20 protein-coding genes are annotated in these 18,099 nt (G+C 30.6%); 3 read left to right on the forward strand and 17 right to left on the reverse strand.

The annotated features are described in order from the left end of the window. Positions 1-61: 61 nt before the first annotated feature. Complete coding sequence (locus tag BN350_RS00870) at positions 62-580, forward strand: ferritin (RefSeq protein ID WP_028041907.1); 519 nt, start codon at positions 62-64, stop codon at positions 578-580. Positions 581-643: 63 nt separating this feature from the next. Beyond that, positions 644-1,456, forward strand: a complete 813-nt coding sequence (locus BN350_RS00875) for a purine-nucleoside phosphorylase (RefSeq protein ID WP_028041908.1) — start codon at positions 644-646, stop codon at positions 1,454-1,456. 26 nt (positions 1,457-1,482) lie between these two features. On the opposite strand, the gene BN350_RS00880 is transcribed toward BN350_RS00875, so the two are convergent. The 8 genes from BN350_RS00880 to BN350_RS00915 form a co-directional block, all read right to left on the reverse strand. Continuing rightward, positions 1,483-2,280 carry an ABC transporter permease subunit gene (locus BN350_RS00880; RefSeq protein WP_028041909.1) on the reverse strand — a complete coding sequence of 266 codons (798 nt, stop codon included), beginning with the start codon at positions 2,278-2,280 and terminating at the stop codon, positions 1,483-1,485. Next, positions 2,277-3,161, reverse strand: coding sequence for an ABC transporter ATP-binding protein (locus BN350_RS00885; protein WP_028041910.1), 885 nt, complete (start codon positions 3,159-3,161; stop codon positions 2,277-2,279). The genes BN350_RS00880 and BN350_RS00885 overlap by 4 nt, the downstream gene beginning before the upstream one ends. Next, a complete protein-coding gene (locus tag BN350_RS00890; RefSeq protein ID WP_028041911.1) occupies positions 3,158-3,778 on the reverse strand; it encodes a TetR/AcrR family transcriptional regulator in 621 nt (206 codons plus the stop codon). The genes BN350_RS00885 and BN350_RS00890 overlap by 4 nt, the downstream gene beginning before the upstream one ends. Before the next feature lie 130 nt (positions 3,779-3,908). Beyond that, positions 3,909-5,276 carry a PTS sugar transporter subunit IIC gene (locus tag BN350_RS00895; protein ID WP_028041912.1) on the reverse strand — a complete coding sequence of 456 codons (1,368 nt, stop codon included), beginning with the start codon at positions 5,274-5,276 and terminating at the stop codon, positions 3,909-3,911. A 126-nt stretch (positions 5,277-5,402) separates the two neighbouring features. Then, positions 5,403-6,191, reverse strand: coding sequence for a MurR/RpiR family transcriptional regulator (locus BN350_RS18110; RefSeq protein ID WP_044600016.1), 789 nt, complete (start codon positions 6,189-6,191; stop codon positions 5,403-5,405). A 195-nt stretch (positions 6,192-6,386) separates the two neighbouring features. Then, complete coding sequence (locus tag BN350_RS00905) at positions 6,387-6,710, reverse strand: PTS sugar transporter subunit IIB (protein WP_028041913.1); 324 nt, start codon at positions 6,708-6,710, stop codon at positions 6,387-6,389. A 251-nt stretch (positions 6,711-6,961) separates the two neighbouring features. Continuing rightward, on the reverse strand, positions 6,962-7,369 hold the full coding sequence (locus BN350_RS00910; RefSeq protein ID WP_231385210.1) for a hypothetical protein: 408 nt from the start codon (positions 7,367-7,369) through the stop codon (positions 6,962-6,964). A gap of 23 nt (positions 7,370-7,392) precedes the next feature. Continuing rightward, positions 7,393-8,499: a metallophosphoesterase gene (locus BN350_RS00915; protein WP_028041915.1), complete on the reverse strand. Its 1,107-nt coding sequence runs from the start codon at positions 8,497-8,499 to the stop codon at positions 7,393-7,395. A gap of 124 nt (positions 8,500-8,623) precedes the next feature. Between BN350_RS00915 and BN350_RS00920 the strand changes: the two genes are divergently transcribed. After that, entirely contained in the window at positions 8,624-9,034 is a 411-nt protein-coding gene (locus tag BN350_RS00920) for a hypothetical protein (RefSeq protein WP_028041916.1), read from the forward strand. A 35-nt stretch (positions 9,035-9,069) separates the two neighbouring features. Here BN350_RS00920 and BN350_RS00925 read toward each other — a convergent pair whose 3' ends face one another. From BN350_RS00925 to BN350_RS00965, 9 genes are all read right to left on the reverse strand, one after another. Then, a complete protein-coding gene (locus BN350_RS00925; RefSeq protein WP_028041917.1) occupies positions 9,070-10,464 on the reverse strand; it encodes a 6-phospho-beta-glucosidase in 1,395 nt (464 codons plus the stop codon). Positions 10,465-10,669: 205 nt separating this feature from the next. Next, entirely contained in the window at positions 10,670-10,885 is a 216-nt protein-coding gene (locus tag BN350_RS00930) for an Imm74 family immunity protein (RefSeq protein ID WP_028041918.1), read from the reverse strand. A 452-nt stretch (positions 10,886-11,337) separates the two neighbouring features. Further along, positions 11,338-12,333: a sugar kinase gene (locus BN350_RS00935; RefSeq protein ID WP_028041919.1), complete on the reverse strand. Its 996-nt coding sequence runs from the start codon at positions 12,331-12,333 to the stop codon at positions 11,338-11,340. Positions 12,334-12,341: 8 nt separating this feature from the next. Further along, entirely contained in the window at positions 12,342-13,082 is a 741-nt protein-coding gene (gene dagF / locus BN350_RS00940; RefSeq protein ID WP_028041920.1) for a 2-dehydro-3-deoxy-phosphogluconate aldolase, read from the reverse strand. 2 nt (positions 13,083-13,084) lie between these two features. Continuing rightward, the gene (locus BN350_RS00945) at positions 13,085-14,176 is read right to left on the reverse strand and encodes a DgaE family pyridoxal phosphate-dependent ammonia lyase (protein WP_044600017.1); all 1,092 of its coding nucleotides are present in this window, start codon (positions 14,174-14,176) and stop codon (positions 13,085-13,087) included. Further along, positions 14,173-15,279, reverse strand: coding sequence for an amidohydrolase/deacetylase family metallohydrolase (locus BN350_RS00950; protein ID WP_028041922.1), 1,107 nt, complete (start codon positions 15,277-15,279; stop codon positions 14,173-14,175). Before BN350_RS00950 ends, BN350_RS00945 begins: the two co-directional genes overlap by 4 nt. A 5-nt stretch (positions 15,280-15,284) precedes the next feature. Then, a complete protein-coding gene (locus BN350_RS00955) occupies positions 15,285-16,373 on the reverse strand; it encodes a DUF871 domain-containing protein (RefSeq protein WP_028041923.1) in 1,089 nt (362 codons plus the stop codon). Continuing rightward, complete coding sequence (locus BN350_RS00960; protein ID WP_028041924.1) at positions 16,370-16,636, reverse strand: hypothetical protein; 267 nt, start codon at positions 16,634-16,636, stop codon at positions 16,370-16,372. The genes BN350_RS00955 and BN350_RS00960 overlap by 4 nt, the downstream gene beginning before the upstream one ends. A gap of 31 nt (positions 16,637-16,667) precedes the next feature. After that, the gene (locus BN350_RS00965) at positions 16,668-17,966 is read right to left on the reverse strand and encodes a PTS sugar transporter subunit IIC (RefSeq protein ID WP_028041925.1); all 1,299 of its coding nucleotides are present in this window, start codon (positions 17,964-17,966) and stop codon (positions 16,668-16,670) included. Positions 17,967-18,099: the final 133 nt, after the last annotated feature.

Raw genomic sequence — 18,099 nt, forward strand, 5'->3', positions numbered from 1 at the left:
ATTTGTTAAGATATGGATATAAGCGTATAATAAGAGTAGAAAATAAATGGAGGTAGAAATGATGTTAGATTCAAAAGTTGCCGATTTGTTAAATGATCAAATCAATAAAGAAATGTATTCTGCTTATTTGTATTTAGATTTTGCGAACTTTTATACTCATAAAGGCTTAAATGGCTATGCCAACTGGTATAATGTTCAAGCAAAAGAAGAAATGGATCATGCGATAGGTATTCTTAACTATTTGCAAGACAATGATTATGAAGTCACATTATCTGCTATTGATAAACCTGATAAGATTCTAGAAAAGTTAGATGATCCTTTAAAATATGGTTTAGAACATGAAAGATATGTCACAAGTTTAATTCATAATATTTATGATGCTGCACATACTGTTAAAGATTATCGTACAATGAAGTTTTTAGATTGGTATGTAAGTGAACAAGGTGAAGAAGAGAAAAATGCCACTGACTTATTAACTCAATTTGAATTATTTGGGCATGATCCAAAATCTTTATATTCATTAAATAATGAATTATTAACAAGAACATATACACAAGCATCAATTTTAACTGCTGAATAAGACCGAAAGGTCTTTTCTTTTAATGATAGAGTTTGTTATAATAAGAAAACAAGGAGGATGAATATGTATAATAAAATTAATGAAGCTTATAAGTATATTTTTGAACAATATAGTCAACCTATAGATATTGCTATTATCTTAGGTTCAGGTTTAGGACCATTGGCGAATGAAATTGAAAATCCTGTAATTATAGATTATAAGGATATTCCCTTCTTTCCTCAATCAACCATTCCAGGTCATGAAGGAAAATTATATATTGGTAAAATTGCAGGGAAAACAGTTTGTGCAATGAAAGGTCGTTTCCATTATTATGAAGGACATGATATGGATATTGTGACTTTACCTGTACGTGTTTTTGCAAAACTTGGTATTAAGTATTTATTTATCACAAATGCTTGTGGTGGGATAAGAGATGATTTAAATCCTGGACAGATTACTTTGATTAGTGATCATATTGGATTTATGGCACCAAGTGCATTACGTGGTCCTAATTTAGATGAATTTGGTCCTCGCTTTAAGGATATGACAGAGGTCTATTCTAAAGATTTACAAGCTATTGCAAAACAAGCTGCTAAAAAAACAAATGTAGATCTTAAAGAAGGCGTTTATTGTTTCTTTAAAGGTCCCATGTTTGAAACCCCAGCTGAAATAAGAGCATTAAGAGTCATTGGTGCTGACATGGTTGGAATGTCAACTGTCCCTGAAGCTATCGTTGCAAGACATTCTGACATGACAACATTAGGTATTTCTTTAGTCACAAATAAAGCAGCTGGACTTGGCAATAGTGAATTAGATCATAAAGAAGTGATGGAAGCAGCAGATAATGCTGAAGAGAACTTAGTCAAATTAGTTAAACAAATTATTCAAGATATGTAAAAAAGTCAGGAAGTGTCCTGATTTTTTTACAATGGTAAATCTCTATTTTTAAAAATGATATATGTTGCTATTATACATCCAACTGCTAAGACAAATAAAATCACAGTATTGAAAACGGCCTGTTGATCATAAACTTGTAATCCTTTTGCATTAAATAATGTTAATGGAGTCATATATTTCAAAAAATCTATCTTATCACTGACCTGTGATAACATTTGAATTAAAAGTGACCCAATACCAATTCCTGCCCCAATACCAATAGATAGCTTTGTTTCATTGAAACAACATGTTGTTAAAAAGCATATACATGCAAATAGCATATGAATACCTAATAATCCAATATTCATCACAAAAAATTTTCCAATATTCAGCGATTCACTGAACATAACAATACTACATCCTAAAATCAAAACAACAGAATAAACAATTAACAAGATAACCCCACTTAATAAAACCATTAGCTCTGTGGCCATGATTTGAGTACGTGTATGTGGTGTTGTTAAAAGATAAGCCATTGAACCTTTATCAATATATCTAGCCATCAAACGATGGCACATAATGATTGTATAAATTAAAGGAATAACTGTTAAAATAAATCCATAAAGATAATTGGTAATAAAATCTAATAATGTCAGTCCAGGATCCATCATTCCAAAAGCCGCAAAGAGCTGAGGCATAGATTTAGCCATAAGATTTAAACTTTCTCCTAATTTTGGATCATACATAGCTACAATTAATGATTCATATAAAGTTAAAACTGCTATAAATATGAAAAATATTTTATAATTTGATTTCCATTCTCTTTTCAATAAAACAGTGATCATTTTTCCTCACCTCCATAATAATGCAGAAATAATTCTTCCAATGATTGAGGTCTCGCATTGAAATCATCAATATCATATTGACTTAAATCTTGTAATAACTGATTGGTATGTCCTTTCAACATCAAATGAATAATTGCTCCATCTCTTTTTGCCTGATGATATTTCTCCATAAAAGCAATTGCATCATTTTCATCATAGAAATGAATCTCATAATGTTTCAATCTATTCTTTCTTAAATTCTCCATTGTTTCAGTGGCTACGACATGCCCTTCTTTTATCATAACAACGCGATCACAAGTATTCTCAACTTCTTCAAAAATATGTGATGACATCAAGACAGTCTTCCCATCTTTTTTAGCTTGTTGAATTAATTCAACAAACTTATTTTGCATCAATGGATCCAATCCACTTGTTGGTTCATCTAATATAAGAATCGGAGCATCCTGCATAAAAGCAATTACAATCCCTATTTTCTGTTTCATTCCCTTAGACATACGTTTCATTTTTCCACGTGCATCCAATTCTAAAAATTGCATTAATTCCTCAGCATAACTTATATCCTTCATATTTTTCATTTTAGCAATAAAACGAATAAATTCTTGCCCTGTCATATCTTCCATAAAGGCAATTTCACCAGGTAAATATCCTAATTTTCCCTGAACTTGTTTTGCATCATCAAAACAATTCATACCTAAAATTTTAACATCTCCCTGATCCGGTTTCATAAATCCCATTAATTGACGAATAGTTGTTGTTTTCCCACTTCCATTAGGTCCTAAAAATCCAAGGACTTCTCCTTCTTCTACTACAAACGAAACATCAAAGACTCCCTTATGATGACCATAATCTTTGGTAATATGATTAATTTCTATAACACTCATAAATATTCCTCCCTATAACACATTCTTTTAAACATCACTTTCCATTTTTCAAATTCAGTCAGCATTTCATCAACATCTAATGATTGCTCATTCCTTAACATATCCACTAAATATCCTTCCATCATCCAAACAAGCATCTGATAAACCTGTCTCACATCAATATCTTCCTTGAATTTACTCATATCAATATTTTGAAAGTAATTATCAAAAGTTTGAGATAAAATTTTCTGTGCCAAATAATTCATATCATGACTGACATCCTCTTTTTGTGAATAAAAAGCTTTCAATATAAAATTAAGCATATATGGATATTTTATCATGATTTCCATTTTTCTTACTGCCCCATAATCCATAATATCAAAGAAATCTGTAATCTCATGAACATCTTGTATACTTATAAACTGTTTTAATATGTCTTCGCAAAAGTGAAACAAATATATGAAGAAACTCTTTTTATTTTTGAAATAATAAAACAATAATCCCTTTGATATACCAGCCCTAGCTGCTATATCATCTGTTCTTGCATTTTTATAACCATACTTTCCAAAGTATTCCATACCTGCATTAATAATTCTTAGTTGTTTTTCCTTAGGTAATTCTAAGAATTTATCTTCCATAAAGTTCCCCCTACTGACTTACTTGGTCAATTACTATATTATCATTGTACTTCATTGACTATTTTTTACAACCCCCTAAAGAAAGATAATCCCTGTTCATTTTATAAGAAAAAACTCATCACAGATGAGTTTATTCAACCATTGCAGCTTGTTTATTTTGATATCTTTCATAAAAGATAAGAAATGGTGTATAAATAAGAATACAACATCCAAAACAAATCAATTGTGTAATTGCTCCTGTTATACTTCCTCCAGTTGCAATGAAACCAAATAATATTGGTGGTGTTGTCCAAGGTGCCTCAATGACAATTGGATGACAAAATCCAATTGTGATAAGGAAATATCCAATGAGAAGGCTTGCCATTGGTGCTAAAATAAATGGAATCCCAAGAATTGGATTTAAAACCATCGGTATACCAAATACCACTGTCTCATTAATATTAAATAATCCTGGAATGAGTGATAAAGAAGCAATGGCTCTATTATCTTCTCTTTTCCCAAAGATAAAGATAGCAGCCACCAAAGCTCCAGTAATACCTGAACCAGTCATTTCTCCAAACATTTGTAAGAATGTCACATTAATTGTATGGTAACCAGATTTTGCTCCCTCTTGAAACATTGTCATATTTGCGATTAACAGTGGTCTAAAGAATGGATCTTTAACTGCTGAAATCATATTTGCACCATGAATACCCACTAGCCAAAACAAAGAAACAAGCAAGTATAGGAATAATACAGCAATAATATTTTCCCCAACGATACCCATTAATGGTCCTTGAATATAAGTACTGATTAAATCATTTAAATATAACCCTGTAGCTAAATAAATAAAATGACCAACAGCTCCAACTATAACTAGCATAATACAAGCTGGAATTAAAACTTCAAAAGCTCGCATAACTCCAGGTGGAACTTGATCAGGCATCTTAATTTTCAATGAATCCTGTTTTCTTAAGAAACCAAAAACTTCCATTGCAACAATCCCAACAATTAAGGCTGTAAATAGACCTGTAGCACCTAAATAACTTGAACCAATTCCAGTAAATGTTGTCATTGATTCACTTCCACCAGGTAAAACTGCTCCATTCGAAATAATGTTTTTTCCTTCACTACTTACACTTTGCCAAAAATAGAAATTTGTTGGCGTAACAACTAACCATGAAATAAAAGATAAAACTGTAGGGAAAGCCCCTGTCTCTCCATTTGCTTCAGCAATTTCATGCCCCACAAGCATAACGATACCTACAGAAATACATGAGATTGTTGCAAAGTTAATAGCATTAAAAATTGGATTAAGAAATTCTAATGCCATAATTGGTGACCAAACTTGACCTAATCCTGTATCAGCATTAACCAATACATTAGACCAAAGAACACCAATAGCACCAGCAATTGTAGCTGGCATAAAATTTTGGAACGCATTTTTAATGGCACCTAAATACTTGTTTTGTCCGCACCACGCTCCAACACGTCCTAGCTTATCAGCAAAAGCATCCATATATTTTCCTCCCTTTCTATATGTCTCTTATATTATAACTTTCTATAATTTCATAACAATTCATATAAAAAGGAATGGTGGAAACACTTCTTTAAATTTATAGAATAACATTTTCTTTGACGATATTTAATCACTCTTATTTTGAAACTTACCTTTTAAAAGCATATAAATAAGATTAACAATATATTCACCTGTAAATAAATCTATCATGACATCTGTATGATCAATTTGATTTGTAAAAAAAATCAAATGATCATCACATAAATCAATTATTTTATTCTCTTTACAACCTAATATAGAAACAATATAATTCTTTTGCTTTGATAAAGTTTGTACAATATTATAAATAGCTGGATTTTTCCCTGATAATCCAAATACTATTGAAACATTCCTTTGATCCCTCTTATGAACATAATGAATATTTAATACATCATGAAATGTACATTGTAAGCCAAGTGATTGAAGTTTAAATACCAACTGCCTCCCTAAAACACTTGATATCCCTATAGCATAGACATCAATCGAGGATGCACTCAATAAACGATTACATATTCTTATAACAACATTCTTATCTAACAGTATATTCGTTTTCACCAAAGATAAAGCATACATCTTTGAAATCAATGATTTCACTTCTTCATAATCTGACATATAATTTTCTGATTCTTCAAATGCAATATCATCAATCTTAAAATATTCATTTCTTTCTAAAATTAATTGTGAAATAAACTCTCGATAAGATTGAAAACCTAATTTCTTATATAATCTCATAACTGTAGATTGTGAAGTATAACTTCTTTTTGCAAGCTCAACACTCGTCATTGCTAATTCATTATTCTTATCAAGAATATAGTATCCAATCTGTTTTTCTGATTCTGTCAGTTCTTTTTCATCAATCAATCTTTCTATAATCATATCAAAACCCCCTTTGTATAAAATTATAATATTCCACTAATATATCTATGTATATATCATCTATGTATTTTGACATATTTTCTCACTTTTATTTTTTTAAGTTTCCCTATTATGCAAAAATTCTTTCAATATAAAATGAACAAGATAGAATATATCAAAATATACTCTCATCTTGTTCATTCTCAATAATACTCACTAGATGTCTTTATGATAAAAATCTTTATACATCTCGATAGCTTTCTCTAAAACCTTTTTTCCATTCATCATCCCATAATCACGCATATCAATAACATCATAAGGCACTTTCCCCTCACATACTTTCCGAATATTTCCTAACGCATATCTGACTTGTGGTCCCAAAAGCAGGACATCAAATTTCCCCATATATTCTTCTATATTTTTCTCTGGACCTGCTTCTACACTCACATCAAGATTTTGTTTTTGAGCTTCTTCCTGCATTCTTAACATAAGGAGACTTGTTGACATTCCTCCTGCACAAACCAATAAAATTCTTACCATTATCTTTCCTCCTTTTTTATAACTATATAATTTTTATATTCTTTATTCTATTCCATTTCTAACAAATGATGATTTTTATGCATGATTCTATATACGTCTATAAAATACTGACACCAAAACTTCATTTACACTTAAAGTCATTGTTTTTTATTTACTTTCATTTAAAATGTGAGATGTCCATAAATTCCTAACTGAAATATTTTTGACAAAATATGTGGACAAAAAACACAAGTGACAATTCACTTGTGTTTTTATAAATAGGCTTTTAATTCTTCTATATATTTCTTTGATATATCTTCAAAATCATCACAATAACCTTTTAAAGTCTGATCTACATGTTCCTCTTTATTTAAAAGATGTGTCATTGTTATAATTGCCTGATTACTGCCTTCAGTTAACATTTTCGCAATTTTCGCATCATCACTCATCAACATTTTCATCTCTATCATAGATTCTAACATAAATTTATTTTTGACTTCATCTTCTGCATTCGTATATGTATTTTGTACTTTTGTTTTTAAATCACCATAATTTTTTCTTTGATGAATGACGATATCTCTTAACTTTGGATTTTGAATTTTATCTAGAAGATGATCTATCGCAATCATCCCCATATTTAAGCCATTGAATAACTCTTCAATACATGTTTCTTCATTCATTTCTATCACCATTAATAGTATGGCTATAATGCTTTTAAATATTCATATTTTATCCAGCCAATTTCATTTTGATATATAACATATGCATATTGATCATAAACACCAAGTAGTTTGACATACTCACCTACATGAACTGAAATCATATAATCAGTATAATCATCTAAACAATATGTTTTTCCATTTTTCTGATATAAAAATTCATTTTTAATGAACAATCTTTGATGTGTATCTTCCTGATAACATCGGCTGAATTGGTCACCTGTTTTTTCAACTTGTATTTCAAAATAAGGATATCCAATCTTATGAACATATTCCATAGGTTCATAAACATCTTCAATTACCCAATATACTGGTAAAGGTTGAACATAATCTTGTCTATATTGAACTTGCCTATTTTTGCATTCTATAATTAATGCATTTAATTGTGAAACAGATTTCACACCTGTTCCACCATCTATACAAATAATTCTTTTATCCTGATCAATAATAATATCATTGCATATATGATTTTGATAATAATTCGATGTTGGTAAATGTCCTACAATAACCATTTCATCAAGAATATGTCCCTGATCATAAAAATGCTGCATTTCTAATAAAGATGATAATGAACTGTTTTGATAATCTTTTCTTTTTTCAATTCCAGCATGGACAAATAGAAATTCATTGATTTTTAATGTGACTGGTAAATGAGAGATGAAAGCAAGTTCGTTTTTTAGATATTCTGCAATTTTCTTTTGAACACCTAGTTTTGTTTCATGTCCATCATCTAAATGAAGAAGATGATAAACTTCTCGAATACAGCCATTTGATGAAATTCGTTTTAAATATTGTGGTATTTGTATAGCAAGCTCTGGTATAGTTAGTAAAGCATCTAATGCCCATTCACAGTTTCCTGCCAGAACATATGTTCTTTTATTTTGATTCAGTTTTTGTACATAATGAATGGTTTCAATAACCTGATCTCCTTTTTCTACAAAATCTCCTAATATAATTAAATAATCATCTGGTGTGTATCTTACTTTTTGTAGTAATGATTTAAATCTATCTAAATGTCCATGAATATCACTGATGACAATGATTCTATAATCTCCAGTAATCTTCTTTTTCAAGTGTTTTGGTGTTATCATTTTCTCACATCCTTATTATTAGTATACATCAATTTTATAAGAGTGTAACTTTTATTTTTTTAGGATAATATTTTTTACCTTGTCCACATAAGAACATGCTATAATATAAACAAGGAGGGAAATTATGAAAACATATGATTTCGAAAATACTATTCATGCTTCAATAGAAAGGGTATGGGATGTCTTGCATAGTCCATCTGATATTATTTCTGAATGGAATGCTAAAATCGAGCCGATTTCTAACACACAATGGAAAGAAATAGCTGATGGTGATCTCTACAATGTTTTCACTGCATCTTTTAAAAATGATGAATATCTTTTACATATCGAGTCTGTAAACAGTAAATACAGTTCAGAAAGCAATAATATTCATATTAATCTAAAAGCAATTGACTCAACAACTACAAAAGTTTCTGTTCATTACGAAATCAAAACTGGAGCTATCTTTAATAAAATATCATTAGCATTGTTTGGTGAAAAATTAGCTCATCATGCTGAAAAAGTTATTATGAAAAATATTGAAAAGAAGTTATAGAAAAAGATCATTGTGGAATGATCTTTTCTTTTTTCTTATAAACCTTTTTCAGTTAATTCTCTAGCCACATCATCTTTAATTGTCACACCTGCTGCTTCTAATTCTGCAATTTTATCAGCAAATTGTGGTAAGTATTTTTTATGAGCAATTAATAATTCATCTAAAACTCTTTTTGCATTTTCTCCAGAAGGGACTTGAGGATTTAAGATAAATGCTTGTAAAGCTAATCCATAATCTCCTGTTACTGCTGCTTCTTCAACACACATTTCCATGTTCTTCATGCATTGTAGCCATCCTCTTTGAGCTGGCTCTAATGATCCAAATGCAATGGCTCTTGCTCCTGCTGAACCAATAAATGCAGAAACTTCTACTGCACAGTCAGCTGGTAAATCAGGAACTGCTCCATTATTTTTAGTTGTAACAACCATATGAGTATTACTATTTGCATAAATAGATGCAATTGTTTCACATGCTGCATCTGAGTAATGAGTTCCACCACGTTTTGTTAATTGTTCTGGTTTGTAGTTCAAAGCAGGGTCTTTATATAATTCAAATAGTTCTTCTTCTGTTTGTTTCACTTGTTGTCCACGTGTTCCAATTGTATTAAATTCTTCAATACCATGAGCTAACATTTCTTGTTGACGATAATAGTATCTATGATATCCACAAGGAATCATTTTCATTTGATCTAATTGTTCTTTAAAGAATGGAATATCATGAATATTAGCAGGAATTCCACCATCTTTACCTTCATACATTGCATCAATGATTTGTTGTGTTACATCATTACCATTTAAATCAAAGACTTTATGCCAATGGAAATGGTTCAATCCAGCAAATTTATAAACCAATTCATCTAAAGTTTTCCCAATTGTTTCAGGTTCAGCCATCATAGCACCTACTGGTACATTACATAATCCAATGACTTTATCCCATTGACCATATTTCATAACAGCTTCAGTAACCATACCACTTGGATTTGTGAAGTTAACTAACCATGCATCTGGACATAATTCTTTCATATCTTCTACAATACTTAAGATAACAGGAATTGTTCTCAATGCTTTAAACATTCCTCCTGCACCATTTGTTTCTTGTCCTAACATTCCATAAGAGAAAGGAATTCTTTCGTCTTTAATACGTGCATTTAATAAACCAACTCTAAATTGAGTAGTTACGAAGTCTGCATCTTTTAAAGCATCTCTTCTGTCTAATGTTAAATGAACTTTCACATCATAAGGAGATGCATCCCACATACGTTGAGCCATAGCACCAACGATTTCTAATTTTTCTTTACCATCTTCAATGTCAACTAACCACATTTCTTTAATTGGAAGTTTTTCATATCTTTTGATAAATCCTTCCATTAATTCTGGAGTATAACTGCTTCCTCCACCAATTGTTACAATTTTTACAGGTTTCTTTTCCATTATTCATCCTCCTTGTTTTTATACTTACAGTATAATGAAAATTAAGAAATTTGCACATTATTTTCATCTATTGAAAATAAATATTTCTCCTTATATTCTATCACATATTTTCTTCACTTTAACAAAAAGAATCATTTCAAATTAAAATTATTTATTCTATTTTCATAATATTGAATCATCTATCTCTCACTATTTAAACTTTATTTCATTTTACTCTTTTAGTACATTTTTTAACACCAATTATTATTTCATCAATTTGTTTATTTGATAGTTCTTCATTTTCATGATGTGGATCCCATTTTTCCATTGAATCCTTAAAAACAATAAAAGTATTATTATAGAGTAATTCACCTTCTGCTTTTAATGTATAATCATTTTCTAAATCAAAGTATATATATGACTTCTCACCTGTAATTTTCATATAATCTCACCCTTCTTATATAGCTTAGATAATATTATCAATGTTCTTATCTTATAAAACATTTTATTACTAACTAAATGAGAATCTTACATATCAACGTGCAAGATTATTTTTCTACGCAGCCGTTACACACAGTCCATAAACATAAATAAACTTATTAACTTTATAAAAGAATAATCTTTCTTCACTCATAATATATCACATATATAAAATGATTCAAAATATTTGAACTACGTTCTTAATTACATCCATACTATTAGTGGGTAAGACACTCGCTTTTTTATCTAATTTATGGAAAACTTTCTATAGGCTAATAAAGTTGACTGCTATTTATTAAAACTCATAGATTTTTATGATAATAATATCCATAAGTATCTTAATATAATTATTTACACCTTTAAAATTCAAAATAAATATATTATTTTCTTACTAAGCAAAAAGATAGCACTAAGCTATCTTTTAATATCTTCTTTCCCATTTTCCATAAAATCTATGATTTGTTGTTTGGTTGCTATAGGACTATCCCCATAAGTTGTATGTGCTAAGATTCCACTCACTGTTGCATAATTGATTAATTGCTGATGATTCATCTGATGTAAATATCCATAAATAGCTCCTGCTGCAAAACCATCTCCACCACCAACACGATCATACACTGTTAATGGATATGTTGTACTTGTGATAAGTTGATTTTCACAAAACATATACCCAGTGAGATTATCCGTTTTACGATTTGTTCCAAATATTGTTTCAATATGATATTGCTGACACATTTGACGTAATAGGACTTCTAATTGTTTTTCAAAAGGGAGATTTTGATCAACAGTCATTTCTAACAATAACGTTGCATCTTTATAGCCAGCAAATACAATATCTGCCTGATTAAGCATTTCTTCATAAATATCTTTCACATAAACTCTTTCATTTTCATCCCATAAACTTGGTCTAAAATTACAATCAAAGATCACTTTGATTCCTCTTTTTTTGGCTTCTTGCACAATTGCAAATGCGACTTCTCTTACATTTTTATTCATGGCAAGTGAAATGCCACAAATATGTAAGGCATCTTGTCCATCTAAACAAGAGAAATCATAATCACTGAATTGGCTATGTCCAAATGAACTATCTTTACGATTTAAATAAGTCACCTGACTGGCACGATTGCCAATGCCTTTTTCCAAAAAGTAAATGCCCATATGCTGATCACCATAAACAATATATTGATCAATAATGCCAAGTTTTCTGATACTAGCACTGGCAGCATGTCCAACAGCATTATCTGGCAATCTCGTAACAAGAGTCACTTGCTCACCCATTTGATATAAACCTGATAATATATTGACTCCTGTTCCTGTAAACAGAAATTCAAGTTCATTGACTTGTGTTAAAGTTTTATAATCAGATGGCATCATACGCATCATGACTTCTCCAAATGCTAATATCTTCATATCTTCACCTACTTTGTTAAATCTTTCATGATTTCATATAATTTTTGAACATCTTCTTCACGTGTTAATTTTGTATTTGGATCTATAATTGATGAATAAACGTGAGGAATGACTTTTTTAACACCTGCATCTAATGCGATTTGACAGATTTCTTTAAAGTTATCTAAATCAATACCACCTGTTGGTTCTAACATAAAATCTTGACGTACACAAGCTTTGCAGACTTCAATATATTCATCTCTTGTTGATAAACCTTTCATTGGGAAGAATTTAACTGATGAGCACCCCATGTCTTTTAACATCATGATAGCTGTATCAACTGGGACAATAGCATCTTTTCCTTGACTGCTTAATGGTCCTGTTGAAATCTTCACCATACCTACTGTTCCAGTTGGTGATATTAACCCATTGACAACTGTATCATTTTGTCCAAGTAATGCACGTGTTGTTCCAACTCCTGTAAAGACTTGATTGACATGTCTTGGCTGGATATATTGTGAGATAGTACTCACCATATTTGATTGATTCGGATCACCTGCACCTAATCCTACCGAAATACAATTATCTGTAATAGCTGCATATTTAAGCATATCTTCAATAGCAGAAGCATTATCAAGATAGTTCTTTGATAATAAACCTAATAAAATATGTCCTTCAGTTATATCATATAATGCCTTAGCATTTTCTAATGAATTTGTTAAAACATTTAAGCAAATACGATCATTTAAGTAATTTGGTTTCTTTTCCATTCTTATTCCTCCACAAGTTCTTGAATACGACGATAAATCATCATTAATTCTTCATCATTGACATCTCTTATATCTATTTCAATTTGTCCTAAGTTTGCTTTATAATCACGTGTATAAATATGAATATCTCCTGATTTTAATAAAGCACTGATTTTTTTTGCATCTTTCTTTGTAAAAGTGATTTCACTTCTTATAATTGGACGTCCTGCTCCATCTTGAACAGATTTTGCTGATACACCATTTAGCTGATTTAATAAATCATTAAATGGTTTTAAACGTTCCATTTGTTGCTGTAATGTTAATTCAGGAGTCTGCATATATTTTTCAATCGCATAAGTCAATCCAATGATATTTTCTTTACCAATTTTCATGATACGTCCAATACCAGCATATTGTTTTTTGATTAACTCAATATAATCATTCTTTCCAATAACCAATCCAGAAGTTGGTCCACATAATGCTTTTGTTCCTGAATAAATGACACATTCAGCACCCATATGATAATATTTCACTAAATCACCTTCCGCTGCGGCATCAACAATGACAGGCAAACCATATTGATGACCTAAGTTGATAAAATCTTCTGGTGAAGGCATCCCTTTTTGGACACAATGATGTGATTTGACATAAAGCAAAGCGGCTGTATTTTCATTCATACATCCTTTAAGACTTTCTAAAGTACATTCGTTGGCATAACCTGCTTCAACAACCTTAGCTCCACCTAATCTCATTGTCACTTCAATTGCTGTTCCGTAATTGACATTATGTCCTTTGCAAATCACAACTTCTCTTTTTTCATAAGAAGGATCATAAAGATTCATGATTTTATGATGATCGTCTCGACAAATTGCAGCACTTATTGCCTGGGCAATACCACCTGATGCACTATTCACAATATATGCACTTTCAATATCTAAAAGATTAGCAATGTATTCTCCTGTTTTATCAAGCAACTCTTTCACTTCAAAGAAATTACCTGCTCCTAAGGCACATTGTTCAATAATATCATCCTGAACACGCGAACCTCCTAAGATAGTCATTTTTCCAGAAGCATTAATCACTTGACTGACCTGATATTTTTCATAAACATTCATGACTTTTCCTCCTCTAATTGATAAAGTTGATTTTTGACAATCGTATGTGTTGGTTGAATATAATAATGACTCTTCACTTCTAAATGTGTAGAATCCATTAATTTTATATCCTTTGAACACATCTTAAAGACTGTAAAATCAGCTATCTTTCCAATTGCGATTTCGCCAAGATTATTGAAATGTAATGCTTTAGCAGCATTTTTAGTCACTGCATTGATGACTTCTTCTAACATATATCCTATGTATAATAATTTATTCATTGTTGTGACTAAATTATAAACAGGTCCATTTAATCTATTTCTAAAATAAATATCACTACTGATTATATCAACATGAACATTTTTATCAAAAGCAATCTTAGCCACTTCAAAAGAAAAACTATCAGTACCATGACCTACATCTAATAAAATCCCTTTTTCCTTTGCTTTAAAAACACATGCTTTTAAATCTCGATTCTTAACAATTCCATTATCCTTAGGATTAAAAATATGAGTAATGATATCGTCTTTATCCAACATATCAACAACATCTTCTAAGACACTAGGAGCTGTTCCAATATGTACCATAATCGGTAAATTCACAAGTTTTTGCATTTCTTTTGCAAATACCAATGGCTGATTCCCTGAATCTCCTAATACACTTTTTGACATTCTCGCTTTTAAACCAACAATAAAGTCAGGATACTTTTGACAAGATTTTAAAATAGCTTCTTTATTTAAACGATTTAAATCAGCTAATTCATCCTGAGCATAAATACCAGGACTTGATATATTCAATAAAGAATACACTCTTGTTTTAGCAGATAATGCTTGCTGATAAAATTCATCTATTGTATCACTACCAGCAGTTCCTGCATCTACAACTGTACATACACCATGAGGATAGCCAATTAAATCTGGCTGATCCCCATAAATTTCAAATTTATCAAAACAATGTGTATGTATATCAATCCAGCCAGCACTGACATAATCATCATAAAAATTCACAGTCTCATATGAACTTTCAATATGTTCAGCAATATCTTGAATGATTCCATTTTCAACAAGTATATCTACTCGCTGTTCATTTATAAGTCTTGCTTGTTTGATTACATAATTTTCCACTTGCATCATTTCTCTTTCAATTTAAATTTTGTCCATGCATCAATATAATTCATCAAAAACAATTCTTCATCAACAACTCTACCCACTTTATTCTTACGTTTATCATAACATTCTTCTAAGATAATTTGAAGTTCTCCTTTGTATTTTCCAAAATCATTATTCCCAATCACAACATCTCCTGCTGTAAAGGCATCTAAATGATCATGACATGGGATATCTTTTCCCACTTGTTTCTTTCTGACTTCAGTTGAACGAACAGCTTGTTTTGTAATATCTCCACGACGATAATGTTGTTCTTGATACATAATTTCTTTTTCTAATTGACTTGTTTTTTCAATCGGTTTTACGCTTAATTCTAATTGATAACGATTGACATTAGATAATGCTTTTAATTCATCTTCACTTGCATAAGCATTACCAATAATCACATCATCAATTAAGTTTGTCGCAAATAAGTGTTTTGCCTGAACTTCAACCGGTAAATGTCTATGCATTTCTAATGTACATAAACCATCGTTAATAGACCAAGGACCAATATTGGCTGCATGTGAGTTAATAAAAGCTGCTGTTCTAATGCCATGTTGTTTAAAGCGTGTTGAACATTGAACAAAGAAATCGTAATCTAATCCTGTTCCAAGTTGTGGATAAAAGTTATGACACCCATAAAGGAATGGAACATTTGGCTGATATGTCAAAATGTTATCAAGATAAGCAACATTGTTTGACATATTGATTTCAATTGCTAATTGATAAGGGTTAAATGTAAGCATAGCTTCTTTTGCACCATCAAATCCCATGTCTAAACGAATACCAGTTGCTCCCATTTCATGAAAGAATGTTAAATCATCATAAGAGATACCTAACTGATCAAAGACAGCTGGAGCTACATCTAATATTACTTCATAACCTAATCCTGTTGCATATTCAATAATCTCTTTAAATTCAGAAACAATTTCTTCTTTTGGTTTATTCACTGATAATAAACATGTAAAGACTCTTGTAAAACCATATGTACTTGCTAATTTAAGATAAGCTTTATCCTTTTCTACTGTACTGTGTTCTGGATAAATAGATATTCCTAATGATCTTTTCATGCTTCTACCTCTCCTGGAATCTTACGATGTGAATTAAAGACATTAAAGAAACTTGCCATAACTACACTTCCATAAATTAAAATTGGAAATGCTGCTGGAATCAAGACAACGATTGTTAATAAGACAAACATATATGCCATAATATAAAGAATCATTGTACGTAATCTTGTTTTGATAGAATGTTTTTGATAATACTTTTCAGATAAAATTGTTGTGATAAAGAAACTTAATAATACACCTATAAATGTTGAGACTTGAATCATTTTTATTCACCAAAGACTATGTCTTTCCTTTCTATGCTTCTGAATGTGCTGCTAATTCTTTTTCTAATTGTTGTTTTTCAAACATTTTAAAGAATGGATAATAAATCACTAAGGCAATAATAAAGTTAATAATAACGAGTACCCCTGCCATAATAGACCAGTCAGTTGACATAACAGCGGCTAATGGTGCTGGTAATGTAAATGGTAATTTTGCCATCATCATTGGTACTAAACCTGAAATTGTAAATAAATAAGAAACAATTGTCATAATAATTGGTGCAACAACAAATGGTATCGCAAGAATTGGATTCATAACAATTGGTGCACCAAAGATCACTGGTTCATTGATATTAAAGATACCCGGAATCAGACATAATCTTCCTAAACTCTTAATATATTGAGATTTTGATCTTAAGAATAAACATACTAAAGCTAAAGTTGCTCCAGCTCCACCAATCCAAATAAACCATTGTAAGAACTGTTCTGTAAATAAATTTGGTAATTGACTTGCTGCTGTTCCTGCTGCAAATACTTCCATGTTTTCTGCAATTGTCATATCCCAAATTGGTCTGATAACTGGTGACATGATGGCTGGACCATGAATACCAAGTACCCAGAAGAATGTAATTAATGTCACTGTTAATAAACCACCTAATAAACTATTTCCTGATAATGTGTCTTTTAAAGGCATTAATAAATTACTTAATGTTGCACTAATATCAAAGTTAAATACATAACGTACAACCCAAAATAATAAGATAACAACTGCTGCTGGAATCAATGCACTAAATGAATTAGCAACTTCTGGTGGTACTCCATCTGGCATTTTAATCACGATATTTTTTTCTTTACAGAAACGATAAATTTCTACAGATATTAATGCTGCAACAATTGCTCCAAATAATGAACTTGCGCTTAATGCTCCGATTGATAAATAACGACCATCAGCAATAACTTCTGGCATCCCAGCTGTGATTTTGATTGGCACAACTGTTGAAACTAAGAAAGCGACAGTTGCTAACATACCACATCCTAATTGATCTAACTTGTAGTATCTTGCAAGTGATGAACCAATACCATAAGCAGCATATAACGCTAAGATACCTACAGTAAAACGAAATGGTACATCTACAATATTAAGATATGGGGCAATAAATTCTGAATATCCATCAATAGGAATATTCAATAGGATACAAAAGAACGACCCTACAATTGTGAGCGGTAATGTTGCAACAACCCCTTGTCTTACCGCTTGCATATGACGTTGTCCGCTAATCTTCAACGCCACAGGCATTAACTTTTCTTCAATCATTTTCATAAACTTTTCCATACTTTTTCTCCTCAACTATTTTGTTTACGCTTACACTATAACATTATAATGTTTATTTGTAAAGATTATAATGTTATATTTTTTATAAATTTTACCATTTTTTTATTTTTATATGCTATAATAAGACTATCAT

The organism is Candidatus Stoquefichus massiliensis AP9, from assembly GCF_000455285.1.
Lineage (GTDB): Bacteria > Bacillota_I > Bacilli_A > Erysipelotrichales > Coprobacillaceae > Stoquefichus > Stoquefichus massiliensis.

Excerpts from the sequence above, each read along its gene's own strand:
- BN350_RS00955 (WP_028041923.1), bottom strand. The coding sequence starts at position 16,373 with ATGAAAAGATCATTAGGAATATCTATTTATCCAGAACACAGTACAGTA.
- BN350_RS18110 (WP_044600016.1), bottom strand. The coding sequence starts at position 6,191 with ATGATTATAGAAAGATTGATTGATGAAAAAGAACTGACAGAATCAGAA.
- BN350_RS00905 (WP_028041913.1), bottom strand. The coding sequence starts at position 6,710 with ATGGTAAGAATTTTATTGGTTTGTGCAGGAGGAATGTCAACAAGTCTC.
- BN350_RS00935 (WP_028041919.1), bottom strand. The coding sequence starts at position 12,333 with ATGAAGATATTAGCATTTGGAGAAGTCATGATGCGTATGATGCCATCT.
- BN350_RS00910 (WP_231385210.1), bottom strand. The coding sequence starts at position 7,369 with ATGAATGAAGAAACATGTATTGAAGAGTTATTCAATGGCTTAAATATG.
- BN350_RS00925 (WP_028041917.1), bottom strand. The coding sequence starts at position 10,464 with ATGGAAAAGAAACCTGTAAAAATTGTAACAATTGGTGGAGGAAGCAGT.
- dagF (WP_028041920.1), bottom strand. The coding sequence starts at position 13,082 with ATGGAAAAGAAACCAAATTACTTAAATGATCGTATTTGCTTAAATGTT.
- BN350_RS00890 (WP_028041911.1), bottom strand. The coding sequence starts at position 3,778 with ATGGAAGATAAATTCTTAGAATTACCTAAGGAAAAACAACTAAGAATT.
- BN350_RS00960 (WP_028041924.1), bottom strand. The coding sequence starts at position 16,636 with ATGATTCAAGTCTCAACATTTATAGGTGTATTATTAAGTTTCTTTATC.
- BN350_RS00870 (WP_028041907.1), top strand. The coding sequence starts at position 62 with ATGTTAGATTCAAAAGTTGCCGATTTGTTAAATGATCAAATCAATAAA.
- BN350_RS00875 (WP_028041908.1), top strand. The coding sequence starts at position 644 with ATGTATAATAAAATTAATGAAGCTTATAAGTATATTTTTGAACAATAT.
- BN350_RS00880 (WP_028041909.1), bottom strand. The coding sequence starts at position 2,280 with ATGATCACTGTTTTATTGAAAAGAGAATGGAAATCAAATTATAAAATA.
- BN350_RS00920 (WP_028041916.1), top strand. The coding sequence starts at position 8,624 with ATGAAAACATATGATTTCGAAAATACTATTCATGCTTCAATAGAAAGG.
- BN350_RS00915 (WP_028041915.1), bottom strand. The coding sequence starts at position 8,499 with ATGATAACACCAAAACACTTGAAAAAGAAGATTACTGGAGATTATAGA.
- BN350_RS00945 (WP_044600017.1), bottom strand. The coding sequence starts at position 14,176 with ATGAATGTTTATGAAAAATATCAGGTCAGTCAAGTGATTAATGCTTCT.
- BN350_RS00885 (WP_028041910.1), bottom strand. The coding sequence starts at position 3,161 with ATGAGTGTTATAGAAATTAATCATATTACCAAAGATTATGGTCATCAT.
- BN350_RS00895 (WP_028041912.1), bottom strand. The coding sequence starts at position 5,276 with ATGGATGCTTTTGCTGATAAGCTAGGACGTGTTGGAGCGTGGTGCGGA.
- BN350_RS00965 (WP_028041925.1), bottom strand. The coding sequence starts at position 17,966 with ATGGAAAAGTTTATGAAAATGATTGAAGAAAAGTTAATGCCTGTGGCG.
- BN350_RS00930 (WP_028041918.1), bottom strand. The coding sequence starts at position 10,885 with ATGAAAATTACAGGTGAGAAGTCATATATATACTTTGATTTAGAAAAT.